Genomic DNA, 18,422 nt, shown 5'->3' on the forward strand with positions numbered 1-18,422 from the left:
AATGACACAAACGATACGATGGGGTGTGCTCGGTTGCGCAGGCATTGCTGCCAAGGCGGTCATTCCCGCCATCCAGTCCAGCCGCCTGGGGCGCGTTGCGGCAATCGCCTCGCGCGATGCCGCGAAGGCGAAGGAGATGGCGGCCCGCTTCGGCATCGCCAAGTCCTACGGCAGCTACGAGGAACTGCTTGCCGATCCGGAAATAGACGCAATCTACAACCCTTTGCCCAATCACCTGCACGTGCCACTGACGATAAAGGCACTGGCGCAGGGCAAACCCGTACTCTGCGAGAAACCGATCGCGCTTGATGCCGAGCAGGCGAGGGAACTGGCAGCGGCACAAAAGGCGGCGGGCCTGCCGGTCGCGGAAGCCTTCATGGTGCGCCACCATCCGCAATGGAAAAAGGCGCGCGCGTTGATTGCCGAGGGGCGCCTCGGCGAGGTGAGGGCCATCCAGACGATCTTTTCCTATTATCTCGACGACCCCGGGAATGTACGCAACCAGGCTGATATTGGCGGCGGCGGTCTGTTCGACGTTGGTTGTTACGCCATCAACACGGCGCGGCTCCTGTTCGACGCGGAACCGGTAAGGGCGATCGCCCTCATGGAGCGGGATCCCGTCTTCGGCACGGACCGGCTGACGAGCGGGCTGCTGGCGTTTCCAGAGGGAAGGCAGCTTGCCTTCACCTGTTCCACACAACTCTGCCTCACGCAGAAGGTCACGGTGCTTGGAACGCGCGGGCGTCTGGAAATCCCTATTCCCTTCAATGCACCAGCTGATGAGCCGACCATCCTTGTCTTTGATGATGGTCGCGATCTTGCCGGCGGCGGCCGCGAGGAGATCGCGATCGGGCCTGTCGACCAGTATCGCGAACAGGCCGATGCATTCGCCGAGGCTGTTCTCTCCGGCGGGCCACTCGAGACGGGGCTTGGCGACGCAATCGCGAATATGACGGCGATTGACGCGCTGTTCCGCTCCGCAGCCAGCGGTCGCTGGGAGATCCCCGATGCCTTACCCCCATCCGTATGACAATTGATTGAAAGCCAATTCCATGACCGACAACACCATCTCTTCGGCCGTCATCATCGGCGCCGGTATCTTCGGCGTTTCCACTGGCGTACAGCTTGCGCGGCGCGGCATTAAGGTGACGATCCTCAATGACGGGCCGCCGGCCAATGGTGCCTCCGGCCGCTCGCTGTCCTGGCTGAACTCAGCACGCATGCGCTCTGAGCCCTATCATCGGCTGCGCATGGCCGGCATCGAGCGGTATCGCACACTCGCGGCGCAGAATCCCGGCGCAGAATGGCTTCGCTTTGATGGCGGGTTGACCTGGGACGCCGATGACGAGTGCAATGAGATCGACGCGGCCTATCGCCACGAAGTTTCGCTTGCCTATGATGCGCAGCGCCTTTCCGCAGCCGAAGTCGCCCGCGTCGTGCCCGGTGTCGACGCCGGCGCAATCACTCCACAGGGCGCAATCTACAATCCCGGCGAAGGCTGGGTCGATCTGCCGACGCTGATTGGTGTGCTGCTTGAGGAGTTTTTCGCACTCGGTGGCATTCTGGTAACGGACCAGGGTGCTGCACGGGTCGTGATCGAGGGTGGTCGTGTCGTTGGCGCGCAAACTGCAAATGCTGTTCTCCATCGGGCGGACGCCGTCGTGCTTGCCACCGGTCCGGCCGTCCCGAAGATGGCTGCGGAAAGCGGACAGACCATTGCCGACGGGACACCGATCGCCCTTCTGGTGCAGACGAGGCCGCTCGCCCATCCCCTGCGCGCTGTTCTCAATACACCGCGCGTCGCCGTTCGCCCGGCGCCGGGCCGCACATTCTCACTGGATGCCGACTGGGCGGCCGATGAGGGTGTGACAGTGCGCGCAGACGGCAGCTATGATATCGACGACAGCGTGGTTTCAGAGCTTTTGGTTGAGGCTGCGCGGGTGATGGAAGGCAATCCGAAACTCGAGGTGGCTTCCATCGGCGTTGGTGGCAAACCGATCCCCGGCGATGGCGAGCCGGTGATTGGAGCCATCAAGAGTATTTCCGGTTACTACGTGGCCTTCAGCCACAGCGGTGCTACACTCGGCCTCATCGTGGGCGAGCTGCTCGCGTTCGAGGTTGCGACAGGCACCGAACATCCCATGCTCGCAACCTTCCGACCTGAGCGTTTCCCCTTGAATTGAGCAATGTGAGGCAGATATCGCCAAAATGAGCCGGCCGCCGCCGCGGCCGGCATTTTTTATTGATATGGAAACGCCCGTCCGGTCTCTCACATGAGGCTAATGCCCTTGTCGGCTGCACGGACCCTGGAGAAAACCTAGGGTTCAGAGATACAATCAGACCGTTGCCACGCATAGAAAAACCGGCACCACGCGGGCAGGAGTTGGCACCCTGCGTCGCGACGCGCCGCACAACCTAAAGGTGAGTTTACATTATTTGAAAACTAATCGTTGACGCGACGACTTCTGTCCGTTATACATAATCCATCGATCTTTTGCTTGCCGAGCTTTGTCTACCGCGCGATTGGCACCGCGCTTTAAGCGAACTTCCATTTCAAAAATAGTCGGTTTCCTCGCTGCGCAGCATCAGCTTCGCGGTCCTACACTCTATGCTTTGAAAGGGTTCAACATGACCACTGGCACAGTAAAATGGTTTAATTCCACCAAAGGCTTCGGCTTCATCCAGCCCGACAATGGCGGCGCTGATGCGTTCGTTCATATCTCCGCTGTCGAGCGCGCCGGAATGCGCGAGCTCGTCGAAGGCCAGAAGATCGGCTTCGAACTCGAGCGCGACAACAAGTCGGGCAAGATGTCTGCTACCAATCTGCAGGCCGCATAAATCAAGATTTGCTTCCCTTTGACCACGGATGTACTGGCACTGTCGGAAGCTGCTTCATTAAGGTCAGGCATTTTGCCTGGCCTTTTTCGTTTCGGTTTCAAGCCGAACCAATTGAGATTGCAAGAGCAGAAAAACAAAATGGATTCGGCTCGCAGACGACGATCTGCCTCACCGGCATCCAGATGTTGTTTTCTGTCAAAAGCAACCTTGCGGTAGTGTCGGAATACGGCGCTCACGCCCCGTAGACCGAATGGCTGCCAGCGGCACGTATTGCCAAGAAGGCAGGGCACTGCTCCATCAGTCCGGTCATAAAACGCGCCAAAACGCGATGATCTCTCTTCCACTCATTATCAGGATATCCATGAAGAACGCCCGAAACAATGACGTCGCCGACCGTCGCGCCGCATCTACCGAAGCCAAAGCTGCTCTGCTCAATGCGTACCGCGCGGCAAAGACCGCTTTAGAACCTTCCAGGCTGGCAAGACAGGCAGAACGAGCAGCCATTGCCACAGCTCGAGAAGAGCGACGTCTTCAACGCGAGCGCACGAAGCTAGAGGAACAGCAGCGTATCGAGACCGACGCTTTGGAGCGCCAGGCAGCGATTGAGGCGGTCGCAGTCGCAGAAATTGAAGCGCGGGAGAGTGCCGAAAAGGCACGTATAGCCCGGGTCATTGAAGATGAGACGATGCGAAAGGCTGAACGCGACCGGCGCTACGCTAACCGCAAGGCAAGACAAGCCTAACCTTGCCCTTGCACGCCGACCCACAACATGACGGCGTCATGCTAGTGACACTCTAACGAAAGCAGCCCCATGGCACCGGATAATAACGAGCTCCAGGCAATCAACACGTCGTGGCAAATCGCTATCCAGGAAATCCTGCGCATGGTCATTCGCGACATGTACCATGACGGTGGAGAAGCGAATTTCAAGGCCCATATAAAACGTATTGAAGAAGCTGCGGTCGACAGCATCCACTCCGATCTTCGACTTCGAGGAACCGACGAGTGGACTGAAGTGCTTGTAAAGGAACGGGCGAGCAACTTCGTGACGACATTGCTGACGTCCTTCACTTACGACCGTGCCTGACCCCTGGACATCGGTTTCAACGAGGAACCGAGCCGATTTCCAAGGAGAACTGCGCAACCTCCGAGTACGATTTTCTGATCAGGGTTTGGTTGAGTGATTGGCTTTTTCTCCTTTCTCTGTGCCAGGGTGGCTGAGCTGGCCTTAAAGCTGAAACTGACGTGCCCGATATTCCACATCAGTGGATCGAGCTCTCGGCTCCGTGAGAGCTAACAGTTTATTCAATCACGGTCTGTTCGATCATTTTGCCCATGCGAATCTGAGCGCGACTGGTGGCCGGCCCTCGCAACTCGCCACACTATCAGCGAGCATTGAGGCAACGAAGCGAGCCACTTGCCTCGACCAGTAGACCAAGTGGAAAGACGTTGGCGTCGATTGACGCGTCAACGACCTTTTCAAGGCTATCTGCCAGGGCGCGTGGACAAATCGCTGACAGCATGCGGACCTACCGGGTGTTTTAAAAGCAATGCTTGTCCCACGGTCGCGGCATGACGGTTATCTGCTAACCGCATTAGCCGCTATGCGACTAAGAACGCGGTTACTTCATCGGCCAAGCCAGCGAGAAAAGTGTGTCGATCTGGATGAGGTTCCGGGACATTTGGTGGCAATTCGTCCATGTATGTGAAATGGCCGGCATCGGGATCAACTTGGAGCGCCACAGATGCCTGGGCGGTTAGTACATCCATGAGAAAACGAGACTGGGCCGGGGGCGTGATTGTGTCCTTGGCTCCCACCCAGATTTTCATCGGCATCTTGATACGGTCAAGCGCACCTGGACGGCGGAAGAAGTCCGTTGGCGGAGCCAAGATTGCCAGTCGCTCGAGGCGTGGCGTGGAGCCTGTAATCAGTTGCTGCTCATCAAGGGTTTCGCCCTCGGCACCTTGAAGGGCGAGCATAACCGTAGCTCCAATGGAATGCCCGATACCCACGATGGGGAGATTGCTGGAGGTGCAATCGTCTATAGATGCTTCGAGCCTGCGGATGCGCATGTCCAACTCGGCCTTGGTCGGGGCGATTGAGGTCAGCATTTCGAAGTGTGGTGCGATGACCGTGCAATTCCCGTTAGCCAAGGTCTGCAGCAAATGACGGTGGCGTGACGGATTACCGCCACGACCGACTGCGAACAAAGCAATGCACTTTGGGTTCTTGGCCTCGACCCGAGTAATGGTAAAGGATCCCAACTCATTGGATACGATGTCGGTATTGGATTCAATTTCCATATTTTCTCTCAATCATCAGAATAAGTTTATCATCGTCTTCCGCGACAAACGAAGCCAACGTATCTCATTCATTGAAGTCCTGAACAGTCAGCGATTCAACGCTGCTTTTTGGAGGCAGTTTGAACCAGAGCGACTTCATCGAAACAGATTGGTGCATTCTGATGGGTCTGTGAACGCTGGTGCCCCAGGAGAAAAAAGAGCGGGTGCGGCCCGCTCCCGTCCAAGGATTTAGACCTGGGCTTGGCCACCATCGGCAAACAGTTCGGCGCCGTTGACGAAGCTCGCATCGTCGGAGGCGAGGAAGAGGGTCGCCTTGGCGATTTCGTCGGGCTCACCGACGCGACCGAGCGGAATACGGGAAGCTAGGTAGTCGATCAGACCCTGCTGCTGCTCCTTGTCATCACCAGCAAGCTCCACGAGTCCGGGCGTGCGCGTTGCTCCGGGGGAGACGACGTTGACGCGGATGCCAGTGCCCTTGAGATCGAGAGCCCAGGAGCGGGCGAGGTTGCGGACGGCCGCTTTGGAGGCTGAGTAGACCGAGAATGCGGCCGTGCCTTCTGTGCCGGCGGTCGAACCCGTTAGAACGATCGACGAACCCCGACCCATCAGTGGCAGAGCCTTTTGAACAGTGAAGATGACCGCCTTCACATTGCGAGCGAACGTGTTGTCAACCTGCTCTTCGGTGATTTCGCCGAGGGGAAGCATGCTGCCGCCGCCGGCGTTGACGACCAGGACATCAAGGCGTCCCTGTTGCGACTTCACCTGGGCGAAGACGTCGTCGAGTTCGTCGTTCTTTGCCGAGTCCGCCTGTATGCCGACGGCGCCGTGGCCGATCGCTGCGACGGCCTCGTCCAGAGCGTCCTTGCGGCGACCCGTAATGTAGACCCGGGCTCCTTCGGCTGCGAAAAGCCTGGCGGTCGACAGGCCGATGCCGCTCGTTGCACCGGTCACGATTGCAATCTTATTTGCTAGTCTCTTGGTCATTTTATTCTCCTAAGGCTGGGCGCGCGAAAGGGTCAGTCCGAATTCGCGGCCTGTTGACGGTCTAAAGCTATGCGGGAGGTGGCGCCGGCCTTGGGCCTGTCGTCGCCGTCCGATGTGCAGAACGTAATTCCTCAGCCCTGCAGGGAGAAGCCAGTTCGTATGGAGACATTATCCATCTGTATGGACAGTCTGCATCGCCGCGCCGCGCCTTGCGTCGACGCCTTCAAACACTTTCGCCGCCCAGTCCGAGAATGCCCGCAGCCGCGGGTTTGAAAATCTGTCAGCGGGATAGACCAGGTGCAAAACATGGTTTTCAGGCTTCCAGTCAGGAAGCAGTTCGATCAGCAAACCCTTGTCGATATTAGGTCTTGCCAGGAATCCGAAACTTTGGCCGATACCCAACCCGGCTAGCAACGCATTCAAATGCGCCGTGCTTTCGTTGAGGGAAATGCCGCTTGACATCGGCATATACTCGGTCTGCTCGTTGCCGCGCTGGAAGCGCAGCGGGAACCGTTTACCGGATGACGCCGAAAAATAGCTGACGACACGATGCGCCTGAATGTCGTCTGGATGCATCGGCAGTTCTTTTCCGGCGAGATAAACTGGCGCTGCGCAGAGCACATAGTCGAGTTCGCATAGCTTCCTCGCCCTGAGGGATGAATCGCCAAGTGAACCACCACGAATGACGCAATCGATCCCTTCGCCAATAAGGTCGACAGATCGATCACTGACGCCGAGAAGCAGGTCTATCTGCGGATACTGGCGCTGGAAGTCCCAAAGGGACGGGATGAGGATCCGGTTCGCCAGGACAGAACCAATATCAATCCGAAGCCTTCCTTTGGGCGCGCTGCGGGCGCCAGCGACGGTGCCGTCCATGTCGTCCAGATCTGCAAGCAGGCGAAGGGCGCGCTGGTGATAGGCAATACCTTCCGTGGTCATTGTCACCGACCGGGTGGTCCGCTCAACGAGTTTTGTCCCGAGATGTGCTTCAAGATCCTGCACGAGCTTGCTAACTGACGACCGTGGGAGATTCATTGTGTCCGCAGCCTTGGTAAAAGATCCGGCTTCGGCGACGCGAACGAATGTTCGTATGGCGAGTATCTGGTCCATGCAACGCCCTGCAGATTAGGTCTACGATAACCGACTATATCGGAACCGCGACCAAGACCATTTAATTTCTTGCTCTCAATCGGTCGCGTGCCTCCAACAAGACCTCGAATGCTGATTGTCGCTAAAACGCAGTCGACGCCATACATGCCGGAGGTTTGGCTTCTCTGTGCAGAGAGATCCGGTAAATGGTCCGTTTTCGGCCGGTTTATGGCGGCGACCCGCAAAATGCCATGCCGGAAAGACCGCACGCAGTCGATGACACCTATCCTTCGCACATGCGCTGACTTGGGCGCTACCGAAGTGTGCATTTTATCGACGTAGATCGCTCGTCAGTCATTCATCAATCGATGCGGGGCGGTTCGATGGCTGGCATGCCATTAATACAGTGAAATGAGCCACACCCTCATATTCAATTCTGGTGAGGGAGAACGCGACTGTTTTTGTATGTCGGTCACGACAAACGAGCGACGTGGCGCCTAAACGCTTCGCTGCTCACTGGCACTGCCTGCTTAGTCCTTTGCGTCAGAGGGCGAATGCACAAGATTGGTTTCCTCAAAATGCCCTCACTTTGGAATTTGCATCTTTGATTATCTATGAAAACTATAGAAATTAAAGGTAACAAGAGTGAGGCGAACAATGAACGTACTTGGAATAAGCGGCAGCGTTAAACAACCGTCACGCACGGCACGCATTGTCTCGGACATCCTGAAGTCGATCGAGAGACGGGCAAGCGTCTCTGTGGACACGGTCGATCTGGCTGTGGCGGCACCGATCCTGTTCAGGGCTCTTCGCGCAGATCAACTGGATGAGGCCGGCCGCAGGATTATTGATGCTGTGGAAGGTGCCGACGTACTTGTCGTCGGTTCGCCTGTCTACCGCGCATCCTACACCGGCGCGTTAAAGCATCTCTTCGATCTCGTCGATTTCCGTGCGCTTCAAGGCAAGCGCGTGATCCTTGCGGCAACGGGCGGTACAGCACTGCATGGCCTCATGCTGGAGCATCAGTTCAGGCCGCTGTTCGGCTTCTTTGGCGCCGTTACAGTGCCAACAACGGTCTACGCCGTCGAGGCGGATTTCACCGGATACACGCTCTCGAACCCCGTGGTTGAGGCGCGCGTCGAGCGTGCCGTTGCCGAATTGATCGAACTACTGCCGGCCAGAAACCTTGTCGCCGACGATCACCGTTCGCCCCTTCGTCTCGTTTCACACGACGCGGTCGCGAACTGACATCAGAAAAGAGGAGATTTCCATGACTGAACACCACGCCGAGCCCGTGAAATTTGCCTATTGGGTGCCGAATGTGTCCGGCGGCCTCGTCATCTCGAACATCGAGCAGCGCACCAGCTGGACAATTGACTACAACCGCAAGCTCGCGCAGATCGCCGAAGCGAGCGGCTTCGATTACGCGCTGAGCCAGATCCGCTTCACCGCCGGCTACGGTGCCGAATTCCAACATGAATCCGTGTCGTTCAGTCACGCCCTGCTGGAATCGACGACGACGCTCAAGGTCATCGCCGCCATTCTGCCTGGTCCGTGGAACCCCGCGCTTGCCGCCAAACAGATTGCCACGATCAATCACCTCACTAACGGTCGCGTTGCCGTTAACATCGTCAGCGGCTGGTTCCGCGGCGAGTTTCACGCCATCGGCGAGCCTTGGCTCGATCACGACGAACGCTACCGCCGTTCGGAAGAATTCATCCGGGCTCTGCGCGGCATCTGGACGGAAGACAATTTCACCTTCCGCGGCGATTTCTACCGCTTCAACAACTACTCCCTCAAGCCGAAGCCGATTGATCCGCAGCCGGAAATCTTCCAGGGCGGTTCGTCGCGTGCGGCTCGCGATATGGCGGCCCGCGTATCCGACTGGTACTTCACCAACGGCAACACGCCGGAGGAAATCGCCAAGCAGGTGAATGACATTCGCGTCAAGGCCAAAGAAAACAACCATGCGGTCAAAGTCGGCGTGAATGCCTTCGCCATCGTGCGCGAGACCGAGGAAGAGGCGAGAGCCGTGCTTGCCGAGATCATCGAAAAGGCCAATCCGGAAGCGGTCAATGCCTTCGGCCATGAGGTAAAAAATGCCGGCAAGTCTTCTCCCGAAGGCGAGGGCAACTGGGCGAAGTCGAGCTTCGAAGACCTCGTTCAGTATAATGACGGCTTCCGCTCAAACCTGATCGGCACGCCGCGGCAGGTTGCCGAACGCGTGGTGAACCTCAAACGCGCCGGGGCTGACCTTATCCTGCTGGGCTTCCTGCATTTTCAGGAAGAAGTCGAGTATTTCGGCAAGCATGTCATCCCGCTCGTGCGCGAACTGGAACAGGCGGAAATCAGCGCAGCAATCGCTGCGGAGTAATGTCGCAAATCGGACGGCAGCGGCCTTTGGCCGCCGCTTGGACCACGGGCGGGACCGCCTTCGTGATTGGAAACCTGTGCCCATTGGGCGGAGCATGGACTGAACGATGTCAGCATCGAGTTTTCTGGTTGCAAGTCTTGGCGCGGAGGTGGCGATCCCAACGGACATTCGCCAACACATTGCCTTGCCCAGCGAGCATGCCGGGCAAGAACGCCACGCGCTGGACGCCGCCAAAGAACTCGTGCTGGAGCTTCGCGGTATTGACCTCTCCTTTGGAGGCGTCGTCGCTCTGGAGAATATCGACCTGGCCGTGCGGCAGGGCGAAATCCTGGGTATTATCGGGCCCAACGGCGCCGGCAAGAGTTCGCTGATCAATGTTATCTCAGGCGTCTACCGCCCGGATCGTGGCCATGTAGCGATTAATGGCAAAGCCTATCGTCCAGTGCCGACTGAGAAGCTCGCCAGTCTCGGCGTGGCGCGGACGTTCCAGAACCTCGCCTTGTTCAAGGGTCTCAGTGTTCTCGATAATGTCGCCACGGGGCGGGCTTACGCCGAGCGGGCAAATTTCCTGAGCCAGATAGCCGGTCTGCCGAGCGCTCGTCGCGAGCAGGCCGATGCCCGCGAGCGGGCAGGGCGGATCATCGATTTTCTGCATCTGACGCCCCATGTTGACCGGCTTGCCGGCACGCTGCCCTATGGATTGCAGAAGCGGGTGGAACTGGCGCGTGCGCTTGCCGCCGAGCCACGCATTCTGCTGCTTGACGAGCCCATGGCTGGCATGACGGCGACGGAGAAGAACGAACTTGCCGATTATGTGCGTCTCGCGCGTGACGAATATGCGGTCACCGTCGTTCTGATCGAGCATGACATTGGCGTGGTGATGGGTCTTTCCGACCGCATCGCGGTGCTCGACTACGGGCGCAAGATCGCCGATGGCACACCTGCGGAAATTGCCAGCGATCAACGTGTCATCGATGCCTATCTCGGCGCTGCGCCGGAAAACGAAGACGGGGAGGGTATCTGATGGCTGCGTTTGATTGGTTGTTCTTTACCGAGGTGCTGGTCGGCGGGTTGCTCTCCGGGGTCATGTATTCCCTCGTCGCCATCGGGTTCGTGCTGATCTACAAGACATCGGGTGTCCTAAACTTTTCGCAGGGCGCACTTCTCCTGTTCGCGGCACTGACCTTTGTCAGCCTTGTCGAGCGTGGCGTGCCTTTTGTGGCTGCCTTTGCCATTACCTTTGCCATCATGGTCGTCATCGGTGTTGCGATCGAGCGTACGGTGCTTCGGCCGCTCACCAACAAGCCACCGATCACGCTGTTCATGGCGACGCTTGGCCTCTCCTACATCATCGAGGGAGCGGCCCAACTCCTCTGGGGTACGCAGGTTCATGGGCTTGATCTCGGTATCGAGGACATTCCCTTTGATGTTGGTGGCGTTTTCATCAGCCAGTTCGACATCTTTGCCGCAGTCGTCGCGGCTGGCATGGTGGCGGCTCTCTCGGCCTTCTTCCGCTACACCCGCATCGGCCTCGGCTTCCGCGCCGTCGCGGATGACCAGTTCGCGGCGCTTGCCGTCGGTCTCAAGCTGCCCTGGATATGGGCGAGCGTTTGGGCGGCGGCAGGCCTCGTTGCCCTGGTCGCCGGGCTGCTCTGGGGTGCGCGGCTCGGGGTGCAGTTCTCGCTGTCGCTGGTAGTGCTGAAGGCTCTGCCGGTGCTCGTTCTCGGCGGCTTCGATTCCATTCTAGGCGCGATCATCGGTGGTCTGATTGTCGGCGCGTCGGAAAAGCTCGCCGAGGTCTATATCGGCGAATATTTCGGCGGCGGCATCGAGGGGTGGTTTGCCTATGTCGTGGCCCTTGCCTTCCTGCTGATCCGCCCGTCCGGACTCTTCGGTCAAAAGCTCGTGGAAAGGGTCTAATATGTCCGCCGTTACAGCCGATCTTTCATCGTCGTTCTCCCTGCCGCGCCATGCCGGCACGGTCGCAGTGCTCGCCGTTGCTTATCTCGTCGTGCCGTTCGTCGGCACCAGTTACCTCTTCGAGGCAATCCTGCTGCCGTTTCTTGCGCTCAGCCTTGCCGGGGTTGGTCTCAACCTTTTGACTGGCTATGCGGGTCAGGTCTCGCTTGGTTCGGCCGCATTCATGGCCGTCGGTGCCTTCGCGGCATACAATTTCAATCTGCGTATCGATGCGCTGCCGCTTATTGTTTCGATTGTGCTCGCCGGTCTTTCCGCCGCAGCAATCGGTATAGTTTTTGGCCTGCCGAGCCTGCGACTGCGCGGTTTCTACCTCGCCGTTTCGACTCTTGCGGCGCAGTTCTTCGTGCAATGGGCGTTGACGAAATTCAGCTGGTTCTCGAACGAATCCGCATCCGGCGTGATCGATGCGCCAGCGCTATCGCTGGCCGGCATTTCTTTCGAAGGGCCGATCGGGCGTTATCTCTTCGCGCTGACCATTGTCGCCGTCCTCACGTTCCTCGCGTATCGGCTGGTGTCGTCGCAGACCGGTCGCAACTTCATCGCTGTGCGCGACAACGAGACCGCCGCACGCATCATCGGCATTCCGGTGCTTCGCACCAAGCTGCTCGCCTTTGCAATCTCGTCCTTCATCGTCGGGGTTGCCGGGGTAATCTGGGCTTTTGCCTATCTTCGCACGGTGGAGCCGGCCGGTTTCAATCTCGACCGCTCGTTCCAAATACTCTTCATCGTCATAATCGGCGGGCTTGCCTCGATCCGGGGTGCCTTCTTCGGCGCGGCTTTGATCGTCGTCTTTCCGCTCTTCCTCTCGCGGCTTGGCTCTTTGCTATTAGGCGATGTCTTTAATTCCGGAGTGCTCGATATGACGCAGCGCATCGTTCTCGGCGCCTTGATCATACTGTTTCTGATCCTGGAACCTGACGGCCTCGTGTCATTGTGGGATCGCTTGAAGTTACGCATTACGGCTGCCGTCAGGCGGGCGTGAACCCCTCGAAGCCGGCCCTGACAGGCAAAGGCTTCCAACAAGAAAAGCTTATCAGCAATGAATTCCTGAAACCAACACGGATGGCCGAGCGCCAGCCGACAGACGGAGTGTGTCCAGATATGACCTTCTACACGAAAATCAAAGCAGCAGCCTTTGCTGCCGGCATCAGCCTCGCCGCCATCGCCTCCCCGGCCATGGCCGATGAACAGTACTTCCCCCTGCAGAGCTACCGCGTCGGGCCTTATGCAGCCGGTGGCACGGGCTTTTTCGGCGGATTCATCGATTATCTCAATCTCATCAACATCAGGGACGGCGGTATCAACGGCGTCAAGCTGACATGGTCCGAAGCCGAAACCCAGTACGAAGTTGAGCGAGGGGTCGAAGCTTATGAACGCCTGAAGAGCAACCCCGGCGTTGCCGCCTGGAACCCGCTGTCGGTCGGCATAGCCTATGCCATGATCGACCGCATCACCCAAGACAAGGTACCGCTCATTACCATCAACCACGGCCGCACGGATTCGACTGATGGCCGTGTTTTTCCCTATGTTTTCCCGCTGCTGCTCAATCCCTACAGCGAAACCTCCGGCATCGTGAACTACATTGCATCCAAGGAAGGCGGGGTTGGAGGACTGAAGGGCAAGAAGATCGTCGTGCTCTACCACGGCTCTCCCTATGGCAAGGAAACGATCCCGATCTATGACCTGCTGGCCAAGAAGTATGGCTTCGACCTCCAGCAGATCGAAGTCCCGCATCCGGGCAACGAGCAGCAGTCGCAGTGGCTGACGATCCGCCGTGCCAAGCCGGATTATGTCGTGCTGCGCGGCTGGGGCGTCATGAACCCGGTGGCGTTGAAGACGGCGGCGAAAACCGGTTTCCCGGTGGATCACATCATCGGCAATGTCTGGTCCAACTCGGAAGAGGACGTTATTCCCGCCGGCGACGCTGCCAAAGGCTATACCGCCATCACCACCCAGGCATCCGGTGCCGAATATCCGGTGGTCAAGGAAATAGTGAAAACCGTCTATGACGCCGGCAAGGGCAACCTTGATGACAAGAGCCGCATCGGCTCCGTCTATCACAATCTCGGTATCGTCAACGGTATCCTTAATGTCGAGGCGGTGCGGATCGCCCAGGAGAAATTCGGCAAGCGCACCCTGACAGGCGACGAAGTTCGCTGGGGCTTCGAGCATCTGCAGCTTGATCCAGCCCGTGTCGAGGCATTGGGCGCCAAGGATCTCTTCCACTCGATCAATGTAACCTGGGATAACCATGAGGGTAACGGCTACGTGACGTTCCAGCAGTGGGACGGCAAGAAGTGGAACGTGGTTTCCGATTGGATCGCACCGGACTGGGCCCTGCTGCGCCCGATCATCGAGAAGTCGTCCGAGGCCTATGCGGCTGAAAAGGGCATCAAGCTTCGCACGTCGGAAGATGCGAATTCCGTGACGAACTGATGTTCGCGTGGTCGGGCAAGGGTCTCCCCGTGTCCGGCCACAACATCCCGAAAAGCGCCAAGGAGATCGTGATGACCGAGGGGAACAGGCTGCTTGCCGTGGAGGGGCTCCACGCAACCTACAATCATGCCATCACCGCATTGCATGGGGTCACTTTTTCGCTCGGACGGGGGGAGATCCTTGCCGTTCTCGGTGCGAACGGCGCTGGCAAGACGACGACGCTGAAGGCGGTTTCCAACCTCCTTCCGGCCGAACGGGGGCAGGTGCTCGCCGGTCATGTCCTGTTTGACGGTCGTGATGTCACGCGCGAAACCCCAGCAAGCCTTGTCCGTCGCGGTCTCGTGCAGGTGCTCGAAGGTCGCCATTGCTTCAAGACACTGACGGTCGAGGAAAACCTGGTCTCCGGCGGCCTTGGCCGATCCGCCACGCGCACTGAAATCGCGACCGACCTTGAGAAAATTTACACGCATTTCCCAAGACTTAAGGAAAAGCGCCGGGTGCTTTCCGGCCTCACTTCGGGCGGCGAGCAGCAGATGACGGCCATCGGCCGGGCACTGATGTCACGGCCACGGCTGCTTGTCCTCGACGAACCGTCAATGGGGCTGGCGCCTCTCATCGTGCAGGATATTTTCCGCACGCTGAAGCGCCTTAATCGCGAAGAAGGGCTTTCGATCCTGGTCGCTGAACAAAACTCGGCAGTCGCGCTGACCTATGCCGACCGGGCCATCATTCTGGAAAACGGCGTGAGCGTGCTGTCAGGCACGGCCGCCGAACTCAAGGCGCGCGATGACGTGAAAGCCTTCTATCTGGGCCAGAAGCCAGCCGTGCTCGTCACGCATATTCACTGAAAATCAAAGGAAAGAGGAGACATGGCATGACCATTTCCAACGTGAAGACGAAAGATGCGGCTCAAGGCGTTCCCGCCGTGCCGCGGCCGAGTGAGCCGGCACACATCATCAAGAGCGATGCCGAAGCGATCGAAGTCGCGAAGAAACTCGCCGCCGAAATTGCCCCCGGCGCAGCCATTCGCGATCGCGATCGCATCTGGCCGGTAAAGGAACTCGATGCCTTCTCGCAAAGCGGGCTCTGGTCGATCACCGTGCCGAAGAAGTTCGGCGGTCCTGAAGTCTCCTATGCGACGCTCGCCAAGGTGATCGAGATCGTCTCCGCGGCCGATTCCTCGATTGGCCAGATCGCGCAGAACCATCTCGGCGTCGTTGCCGCGATCCGCACGGTTTCCGATGAGGCTCAGCAGACGCTGCTTTTCGCAGAAGTGCTGCGCGGCACACGCTTCGGCAATGCCTTCTCCGAATTCGGTTCCAAGCGGGCGGCGGACTTCGAAACGAAGTTCGTCGATGCGGGCGACCATGTGATCGTCAACGGCCAGAAATTCTACTCCTCCGGCGCACTTCTCGCCCATCTCGTGCCCATCGTTGCGCTCGATGATGAAGGCCGCGCCTGGTATGCGATTGCCGAGCGGGATGCACCCGGATTGACCGTCATCGACGACTGGTCATCCTTCGGGCAGCGCACGACGCTGTCCGGTACGGTGATCCTGAACAATGTCAAAGTGCCGAAAACCCATCTGGTTCCCGGCTACAAGGGTTATGCGGAACCCACTGCGGATGGTGCGATTTTCCAGATTATCCAGGTCGCGGTGGATACGGGTATAGCGCAGGCGGCAATCGATGAAACCATCTCCTTCGTGCGCACCAAGAGCCGTGCATGGGTGGATAGCGGCGTAGATCATGCCTGGGATGACCCCTACACGATCCAGGCTGTCGGCGATCTGACGCTGCGACTGCATGCGGCCCAGGCGCTGCTTGAAAAAGCCGGTTATGCCATCGATCGCGCCATCCGGAACCCGAATGCTGACACGGTCGCCGAAGCACAGATCGTGACGGCCGAGGCGAAAATTCTCTCGACAGAGATAGCCATTGCGGCGACCAACAAGCTGTTCGAACTTGCAGGCACCCGCTCCACGCTTGCAGAGCACCACCTCGATCGCCATTGGCGCAATGCCCGTACCCACACGCTGCACGATCCGGTCCGGTGGAAATATTCCATCCTCGGCAAGTACTTCCTCAATGGCGAGAAGCCGCCACTTCACGCCTGGAGCTGAGAAAACTCTGGAGACCGGGGCGCGCAAGGCGCCCCGGTTGGCAATTGATCTTGCTACATCCGCCAGCAGTAATGAGATATAGTGACGTGATGAGACGGTGCCCCTCAAGCGCGTTTCCAATCAAGCGCCCCGTAACGAGGAGCTTTGCCGGAAACCTCGGGAACATAGAATAGTGGTGACGATGAGCCTTAAGCGCAGGAAGCGGAAAACGCTTTTTAGGGCCTTCCAATCGTGCAGGGCACAGATCTCCTTGGGGAGAACGTAGAGGCAATGAATTCTCTTGTTCCCATAGCTTCTGCGCGCCTGACCGTGGCAGTTGTCGGCGGTGGCTTCACCGGCGCGGCAATGGCAATGCATCTGGTAGCGGGTATCGGATACCCGACTGATACATCCGTTGTCGTCATCGAACCTCGATCGGAGTTGGGCCGTGGCTTGGCCTATAGCGCAACCGATCCGGCGCATCGGGTCAACGTTCCCGCTGCAAGAATGACGTTGTTTCCGGATATTCCCGATGATTTCGAGCGTTATGTTGGCGGTATTCCGACCCGTGACGATGCCGAGCTCATAGGACACGATGGCTTGCCTTATCCCAAGCGTTCTGTCTTCGGCGAATACGTCTCGGCACGGATTCAACCGTTTTTGGATGACGGCCGTATCAGACACTGGCGGACCAAAGCGATCTCGGTGTCACAAAAAGGAAACCGCTATGAGATTGCGGGGTCTGACGGTACAGCGCTCATTGCGGATATAGTCGTGCTGGCCGTCAGCCATCCACCACCTTCTTTGCCTCGGGTGCTTCAGCCCTTCAAAGATGATCCTAAGCTGATTGCGGATGTCACCGTGACCGATGCGATCGACGCCGTCGAGACTGGAGATCGTGTTCTCATCGTCGGAAATGGCTTGACCTCCGCCGATGTGGTTGCCTCGCTCAAGAGACGGGGCCATGTCGGCCAGATAACGTCGTTCTCTCGCAGGGGCTTGCGGTCTCGCGGCCATGGCCCCGTCGGGCAGGAGCCTTTCGGCGATTTCCTGTCTGAACCGTTCACCTCTGCAAGCAAGTTGCTCCATAAGGTTCGCCAAACGCTGCGAGAAGCAGAGGAACGGGGAATGACGTGGCATAGCGTCGCGGATGCGCTGAGGGCGCAGGGGAGGGACATATGGGGAAATCTGCCTGTCATTGAGAGACGGCGCGTTGCCCGACACTTGCGGCCGGTCTGGGATGTGCATCGCTTTCGCATCGCGCCGCAAGTCGAGGCTGCTGTGGAGCAGGCGATCGCGAGCGGCCAAATGGATGTCCGGGCTGCCTCGCTTTCTTCCGTGACACGGATAGACGCCGGCTACAGGGTGACGTTGCGACCCCAGCGCGCCAAGTCTCTCGAAACGCTTGACGTCGATGCGATCGTCGTCACCACGGGCCCGGCGCATGGCGGCATTCTTCAAAGCCAAGCCATGCTTCGAGAACTTGAGCAGGCGGGCCTGTTGCAACCCTGCCCGACCGGGCTTGGCATCTTGGTTGATGCCAAGTCTAATCCCGTATCGGCTTCAGGCGAAAGCACGCCTTCACTGTTTATTGCCGGGCCGCTTGCACGCGGCACTTTCGGAGAACTGATGGGGCTGCCGCAGGTTACCGAGCATGCAATCTTCGTCGCGCAGCGTATTCGCGACCTGATCGATGAATGTAGGATTTCGCATCGCACGGGCCAGACGGTGGAAGGCTGACAGCCTGGGGTTTCTTGAATACATTTCTTCCACTCTTTGAGAGAGCCTTGGGACGATAATTCCATCAAATTCGCCATGCTTTGCGAGGCCCTCAGGACGGTGTACGGTGAAAGCATACAAACGAGCTCCTGGCTCAGGGGGAGCTCGCCCCCTGCTGCCAGCGCGCTGCCTTACGGGAGATGAGACCATGTTCACGCACATCATGATCGGAAGTAATGATCTGGAGCGGTCAAGAAACTTCTACGACGCCACGTTCGGTGCATTGGGCGGCAAGCCCGGCGAGATGGATGCGAGAGGCAGACTGATTTATGTCCACGAAGGCGGACGGCTGATGATCACGAAACCGATCGACGGCAAGGCGGCGACCGTTGCCAATGGCGGGACAATCGGAATCGCTGCCCTGAGCCGCGAGCATGTTCTGGCGTGGCACGACGCCGGTGTTATGCACGGCGGCACATCGATCGAGAGCCCGCCGAATGAGCGCCCGAACGGGGCCTTCGTCGCTTATCTTCGTGATCCGGACGGACATAAACTGAGCGCACGATCTCAGCCGACAAAGTAACGCAGCGCCAATAG

The 18,422-nt window shown here is 58.5% G+C and carries 18 protein-coding genes; 15 read left to right on the top strand and 3 right to left on the bottom strand.

The features are described 5' to 3' along the window. Nucleotide 1 precedes the first annotated feature (1 nt). From ACQZ5Y_RS26675 to ACQZ5Y_RS26695, 5 genes are all read left to right on the top strand, one after another. Nucleotides 2-1,030, top strand: coding sequence for a Gfo/Idh/MocA family protein (locus tag ACQZ5Y_RS26675; protein ID WP_174051777.1), 1,029 nt, complete (start codon nucleotides 2-4; stop codon nucleotides 1,028-1,030). A gap of 22 nt (nucleotides 1,031-1,052) precedes the next feature. Beyond that, nucleotides 1,053-2,183, top strand: coding sequence for an NAD(P)/FAD-dependent oxidoreductase (locus ACQZ5Y_RS26680; protein ID WP_174051775.1), 1,131 nt, complete (start codon nucleotides 1,053-1,055; stop codon nucleotides 2,181-2,183). Between the two features lie 445 nt (nucleotides 2,184-2,628). Next, entirely contained in the window at nucleotides 2,629-2,838 is a 210-nt protein-coding gene (locus ACQZ5Y_RS26685) for a cold-shock protein (protein WP_003519318.1), read from the top strand. Nucleotides 2,839-3,199: 361 nt separating this feature from the next. Beyond that, complete coding sequence (locus ACQZ5Y_RS26690) at nucleotides 3,200-3,580, top strand: DUF6481 family protein (RefSeq protein ID WP_003519316.1); 381 nt, start codon at nucleotides 3,200-3,202, stop codon at nucleotides 3,578-3,580. 69 nt (nucleotides 3,581-3,649) lie between these two features. After that, nucleotides 3,650-3,925, top strand: a complete 276-nt coding sequence (locus tag ACQZ5Y_RS26695) for a hypothetical protein (RefSeq protein ID WP_003519315.1) — start codon at nucleotides 3,650-3,652, stop codon at nucleotides 3,923-3,925. A 515-nt stretch (nucleotides 3,926-4,440) separates the two neighbouring features. Here the strand turns inward: ACQZ5Y_RS26695 and ACQZ5Y_RS26700 are convergent. The 3 genes from ACQZ5Y_RS26700 to ACQZ5Y_RS26710 all read right to left on the bottom strand — a co-directional run bounded on the left by ACQZ5Y_RS26700 (nucleotide 4,441) and on the right by ACQZ5Y_RS26710 (nucleotide 7,236). Then, on the bottom strand, nucleotides 4,441-5,142 hold the full coding sequence (locus ACQZ5Y_RS26700; protein WP_112524647.1) for an alpha/beta hydrolase: 702 nt from the start codon (nucleotides 5,140-5,142) through the stop codon (nucleotides 4,441-4,443). 228 nt (nucleotides 5,143-5,370) lie between these two features. Beyond that, complete coding sequence (locus tag ACQZ5Y_RS26705; RefSeq protein ID WP_080850300.1) at nucleotides 5,371-6,126, bottom strand: SDR family NAD(P)-dependent oxidoreductase; 756 nt, start codon at nucleotides 6,124-6,126, stop codon at nucleotides 5,371-5,373. 168 nt (nucleotides 6,127-6,294) lie between these two features. Beyond that, nucleotides 6,295-7,236 (bottom strand): LysR family transcriptional regulator, encoded by a 942-nt coding sequence (locus ACQZ5Y_RS26710; RefSeq protein ID WP_080850301.1) that lies wholly within the window; start codon nucleotides 7,234-7,236, stop codon nucleotides 6,295-6,297. Nucleotides 7,237-7,872: 636 nt separating this feature from the next. Here ACQZ5Y_RS26710 and msuE point away from each other — a divergent pair. From msuE to ACQZ5Y_RS26760, 10 genes are all read left to right on the top strand, one after another. After that, nucleotides 7,873-8,463 (top strand): FMN reductase, encoded by a 591-nt coding sequence (gene msuE, locus ACQZ5Y_RS26715; RefSeq protein WP_162698039.1) that lies wholly within the window; start codon nucleotides 7,873-7,875, stop codon nucleotides 8,461-8,463. Nucleotides 8,464-8,485: 22 nt separating this feature from the next. After that, complete coding sequence (gene sfnG / locus ACQZ5Y_RS26720) at nucleotides 8,486-9,589, top strand: dimethylsulfone monooxygenase SfnG (protein WP_019567191.1); 1,104 nt, start codon at nucleotides 8,486-8,488, stop codon at nucleotides 9,587-9,589. A gap of 106 nt (nucleotides 9,590-9,695) precedes the next feature. Further along, nucleotides 9,696-10,613 (top strand): ABC transporter ATP-binding protein, encoded by a 918-nt coding sequence (locus tag ACQZ5Y_RS26725; RefSeq protein WP_112524637.1) that lies wholly within the window; start codon nucleotides 9,696-9,698, stop codon nucleotides 10,611-10,613. Then, a complete protein-coding gene (locus ACQZ5Y_RS26730; protein ID WP_065662859.1) occupies nucleotides 10,613-11,509 on the top strand; it encodes a branched-chain amino acid ABC transporter permease in 897 nt (298 codons plus the stop codon). Before ACQZ5Y_RS26725 ends, ACQZ5Y_RS26730 begins: the two co-directional genes overlap by 1 nt. A gap of 1 nt (nucleotide 11,510) precedes the next feature. Continuing rightward, entirely contained in the window at nucleotides 11,511-12,551 is a 1,041-nt protein-coding gene (locus ACQZ5Y_RS26735; protein WP_025591742.1) for a branched-chain amino acid ABC transporter permease, read from the top strand. 119 nt (nucleotides 12,552-12,670) lie between these two features. Further along, nucleotides 12,671-14,005, top strand: a complete 1,335-nt coding sequence (locus ACQZ5Y_RS26740; RefSeq protein ID WP_025591741.1) for an ABC transporter substrate-binding protein — start codon at nucleotides 12,671-12,673, stop codon at nucleotides 14,003-14,005. A 71-nt stretch (nucleotides 14,006-14,076) separates the two neighbouring features. Beyond that, nucleotides 14,077-14,853 (top strand): ABC transporter ATP-binding protein, encoded by a 777-nt coding sequence (locus ACQZ5Y_RS26745; RefSeq protein WP_025591740.1) that lies wholly within the window; start codon nucleotides 14,077-14,079, stop codon nucleotides 14,851-14,853. 26 nt (nucleotides 14,854-14,879) lie between these two features. Beyond that, entirely contained in the window at nucleotides 14,880-16,127 is a 1,248-nt protein-coding gene (locus ACQZ5Y_RS26750; protein ID WP_112524634.1) for an SfnB family sulfur acquisition oxidoreductase, read from the top strand. 270 nt (nucleotides 16,128-16,397) lie between these two features. Further along, complete coding sequence (locus ACQZ5Y_RS26755) at nucleotides 16,398-17,846, top strand: FAD/NAD(P)-binding protein (protein ID WP_112392118.1); 1,449 nt, start codon at nucleotides 16,398-16,400, stop codon at nucleotides 17,844-17,846. A gap of 187 nt (nucleotides 17,847-18,033) precedes the next feature. Next, complete coding sequence (locus tag ACQZ5Y_RS26760) at nucleotides 18,034-18,408, top strand: VOC family protein (RefSeq protein ID WP_112524631.1); 375 nt, start codon at nucleotides 18,034-18,036, stop codon at nucleotides 18,406-18,408. Nucleotides 18,409-18,422 lie beyond the last annotated feature (14 nt).

This window comes from Agrobacterium sp. A3-95, assembly GCF_053521785.1.

What these genes read in the sequence shown, in the direction of transcription:
- ACQZ5Y_RS26675 (WP_174051777.1), top strand. Translation starts at nt 2, where the DNA reads ATGACACAAACGATACGATGGGGTGTGCTCGGTTGCGCAGGCATTGCT.
- ACQZ5Y_RS26680 (WP_174051775.1), top strand. Translation starts at nt 1,053, where the DNA reads ATGACCGACAACACCATCTCTTCGGCCGTCATCATCGGCGCCGGTATC.
- ACQZ5Y_RS26685 (WP_003519318.1), top strand. Translation starts at nt 2,629, where the DNA reads ATGACCACTGGCACAGTAAAATGGTTTAATTCCACCAAAGGCTTCGGC.
- ACQZ5Y_RS26690 (WP_003519316.1), top strand. Translation starts at nt 3,200, where the DNA reads ATGAAGAACGCCCGAAACAATGACGTCGCCGACCGTCGCGCCGCATCT.
- ACQZ5Y_RS26695 (WP_003519315.1), top strand. Translation starts at nt 3,650, where the DNA reads ATGGCACCGGATAATAACGAGCTCCAGGCAATCAACACGTCGTGGCAA.
- ACQZ5Y_RS26700 (WP_112524647.1), bottom strand. Translation starts at nt 5,142, where the DNA reads ATGGAAATTGAATCCAATACCGACATCGTATCCAATGAGTTGGGATCC.
- ACQZ5Y_RS26705 (WP_080850300.1), bottom strand. Translation starts at nt 6,126, where the DNA reads ATGACCAAGAGACTAGCAAATAAGATTGCAATCGTGACCGGTGCAACG.
- ACQZ5Y_RS26710 (WP_080850301.1), bottom strand. Translation starts at nt 7,236, where the DNA reads ATGGACCAGATACTCGCCATACGAACATTCGTTCGCGTCGCCGAAGCC.
- msuE (WP_162698039.1), top strand. Translation starts at nt 7,873, where the DNA reads ATGAACGTACTTGGAATAAGCGGCAGCGTTAAACAACCGTCACGCACG.
- sfnG (WP_019567191.1), top strand. Translation starts at nt 8,486, where the DNA reads ATGACTGAACACCACGCCGAGCCCGTGAAATTTGCCTATTGGGTGCCG.
- ACQZ5Y_RS26725 (WP_112524637.1), top strand. Translation starts at nt 9,696, where the DNA reads ATGTCAGCATCGAGTTTTCTGGTTGCAAGTCTTGGCGCGGAGGTGGCG.
- ACQZ5Y_RS26730 (WP_065662859.1), top strand. Translation starts at nt 10,613, where the DNA reads ATGGCTGCGTTTGATTGGTTGTTCTTTACCGAGGTGCTGGTCGGCGGG.
- ACQZ5Y_RS26735 (WP_025591742.1), top strand. Translation starts at nt 11,511, where the DNA reads ATGTCCGCCGTTACAGCCGATCTTTCATCGTCGTTCTCCCTGCCGCGC.
- ACQZ5Y_RS26740 (WP_025591741.1), top strand. Translation starts at nt 12,671, where the DNA reads ATGACCTTCTACACGAAAATCAAAGCAGCAGCCTTTGCTGCCGGCATC.
- ACQZ5Y_RS26745 (WP_025591740.1), top strand. Translation starts at nt 14,077, where the DNA reads ATGACCGAGGGGAACAGGCTGCTTGCCGTGGAGGGGCTCCACGCAACC.
- ACQZ5Y_RS26750 (WP_112524634.1), top strand. Translation starts at nt 14,880, where the DNA reads ATGACCATTTCCAACGTGAAGACGAAAGATGCGGCTCAAGGCGTTCCC.
- ACQZ5Y_RS26755 (WP_112392118.1), top strand. Translation starts at nt 16,398, where the DNA reads ATGAATTCTCTTGTTCCCATAGCTTCTGCGCGCCTGACCGTGGCAGTT.
- ACQZ5Y_RS26760 (WP_112524631.1), top strand. Translation starts at nt 18,034, where the DNA reads ATGTTCACGCACATCATGATCGGAAGTAATGATCTGGAGCGGTCAAGA.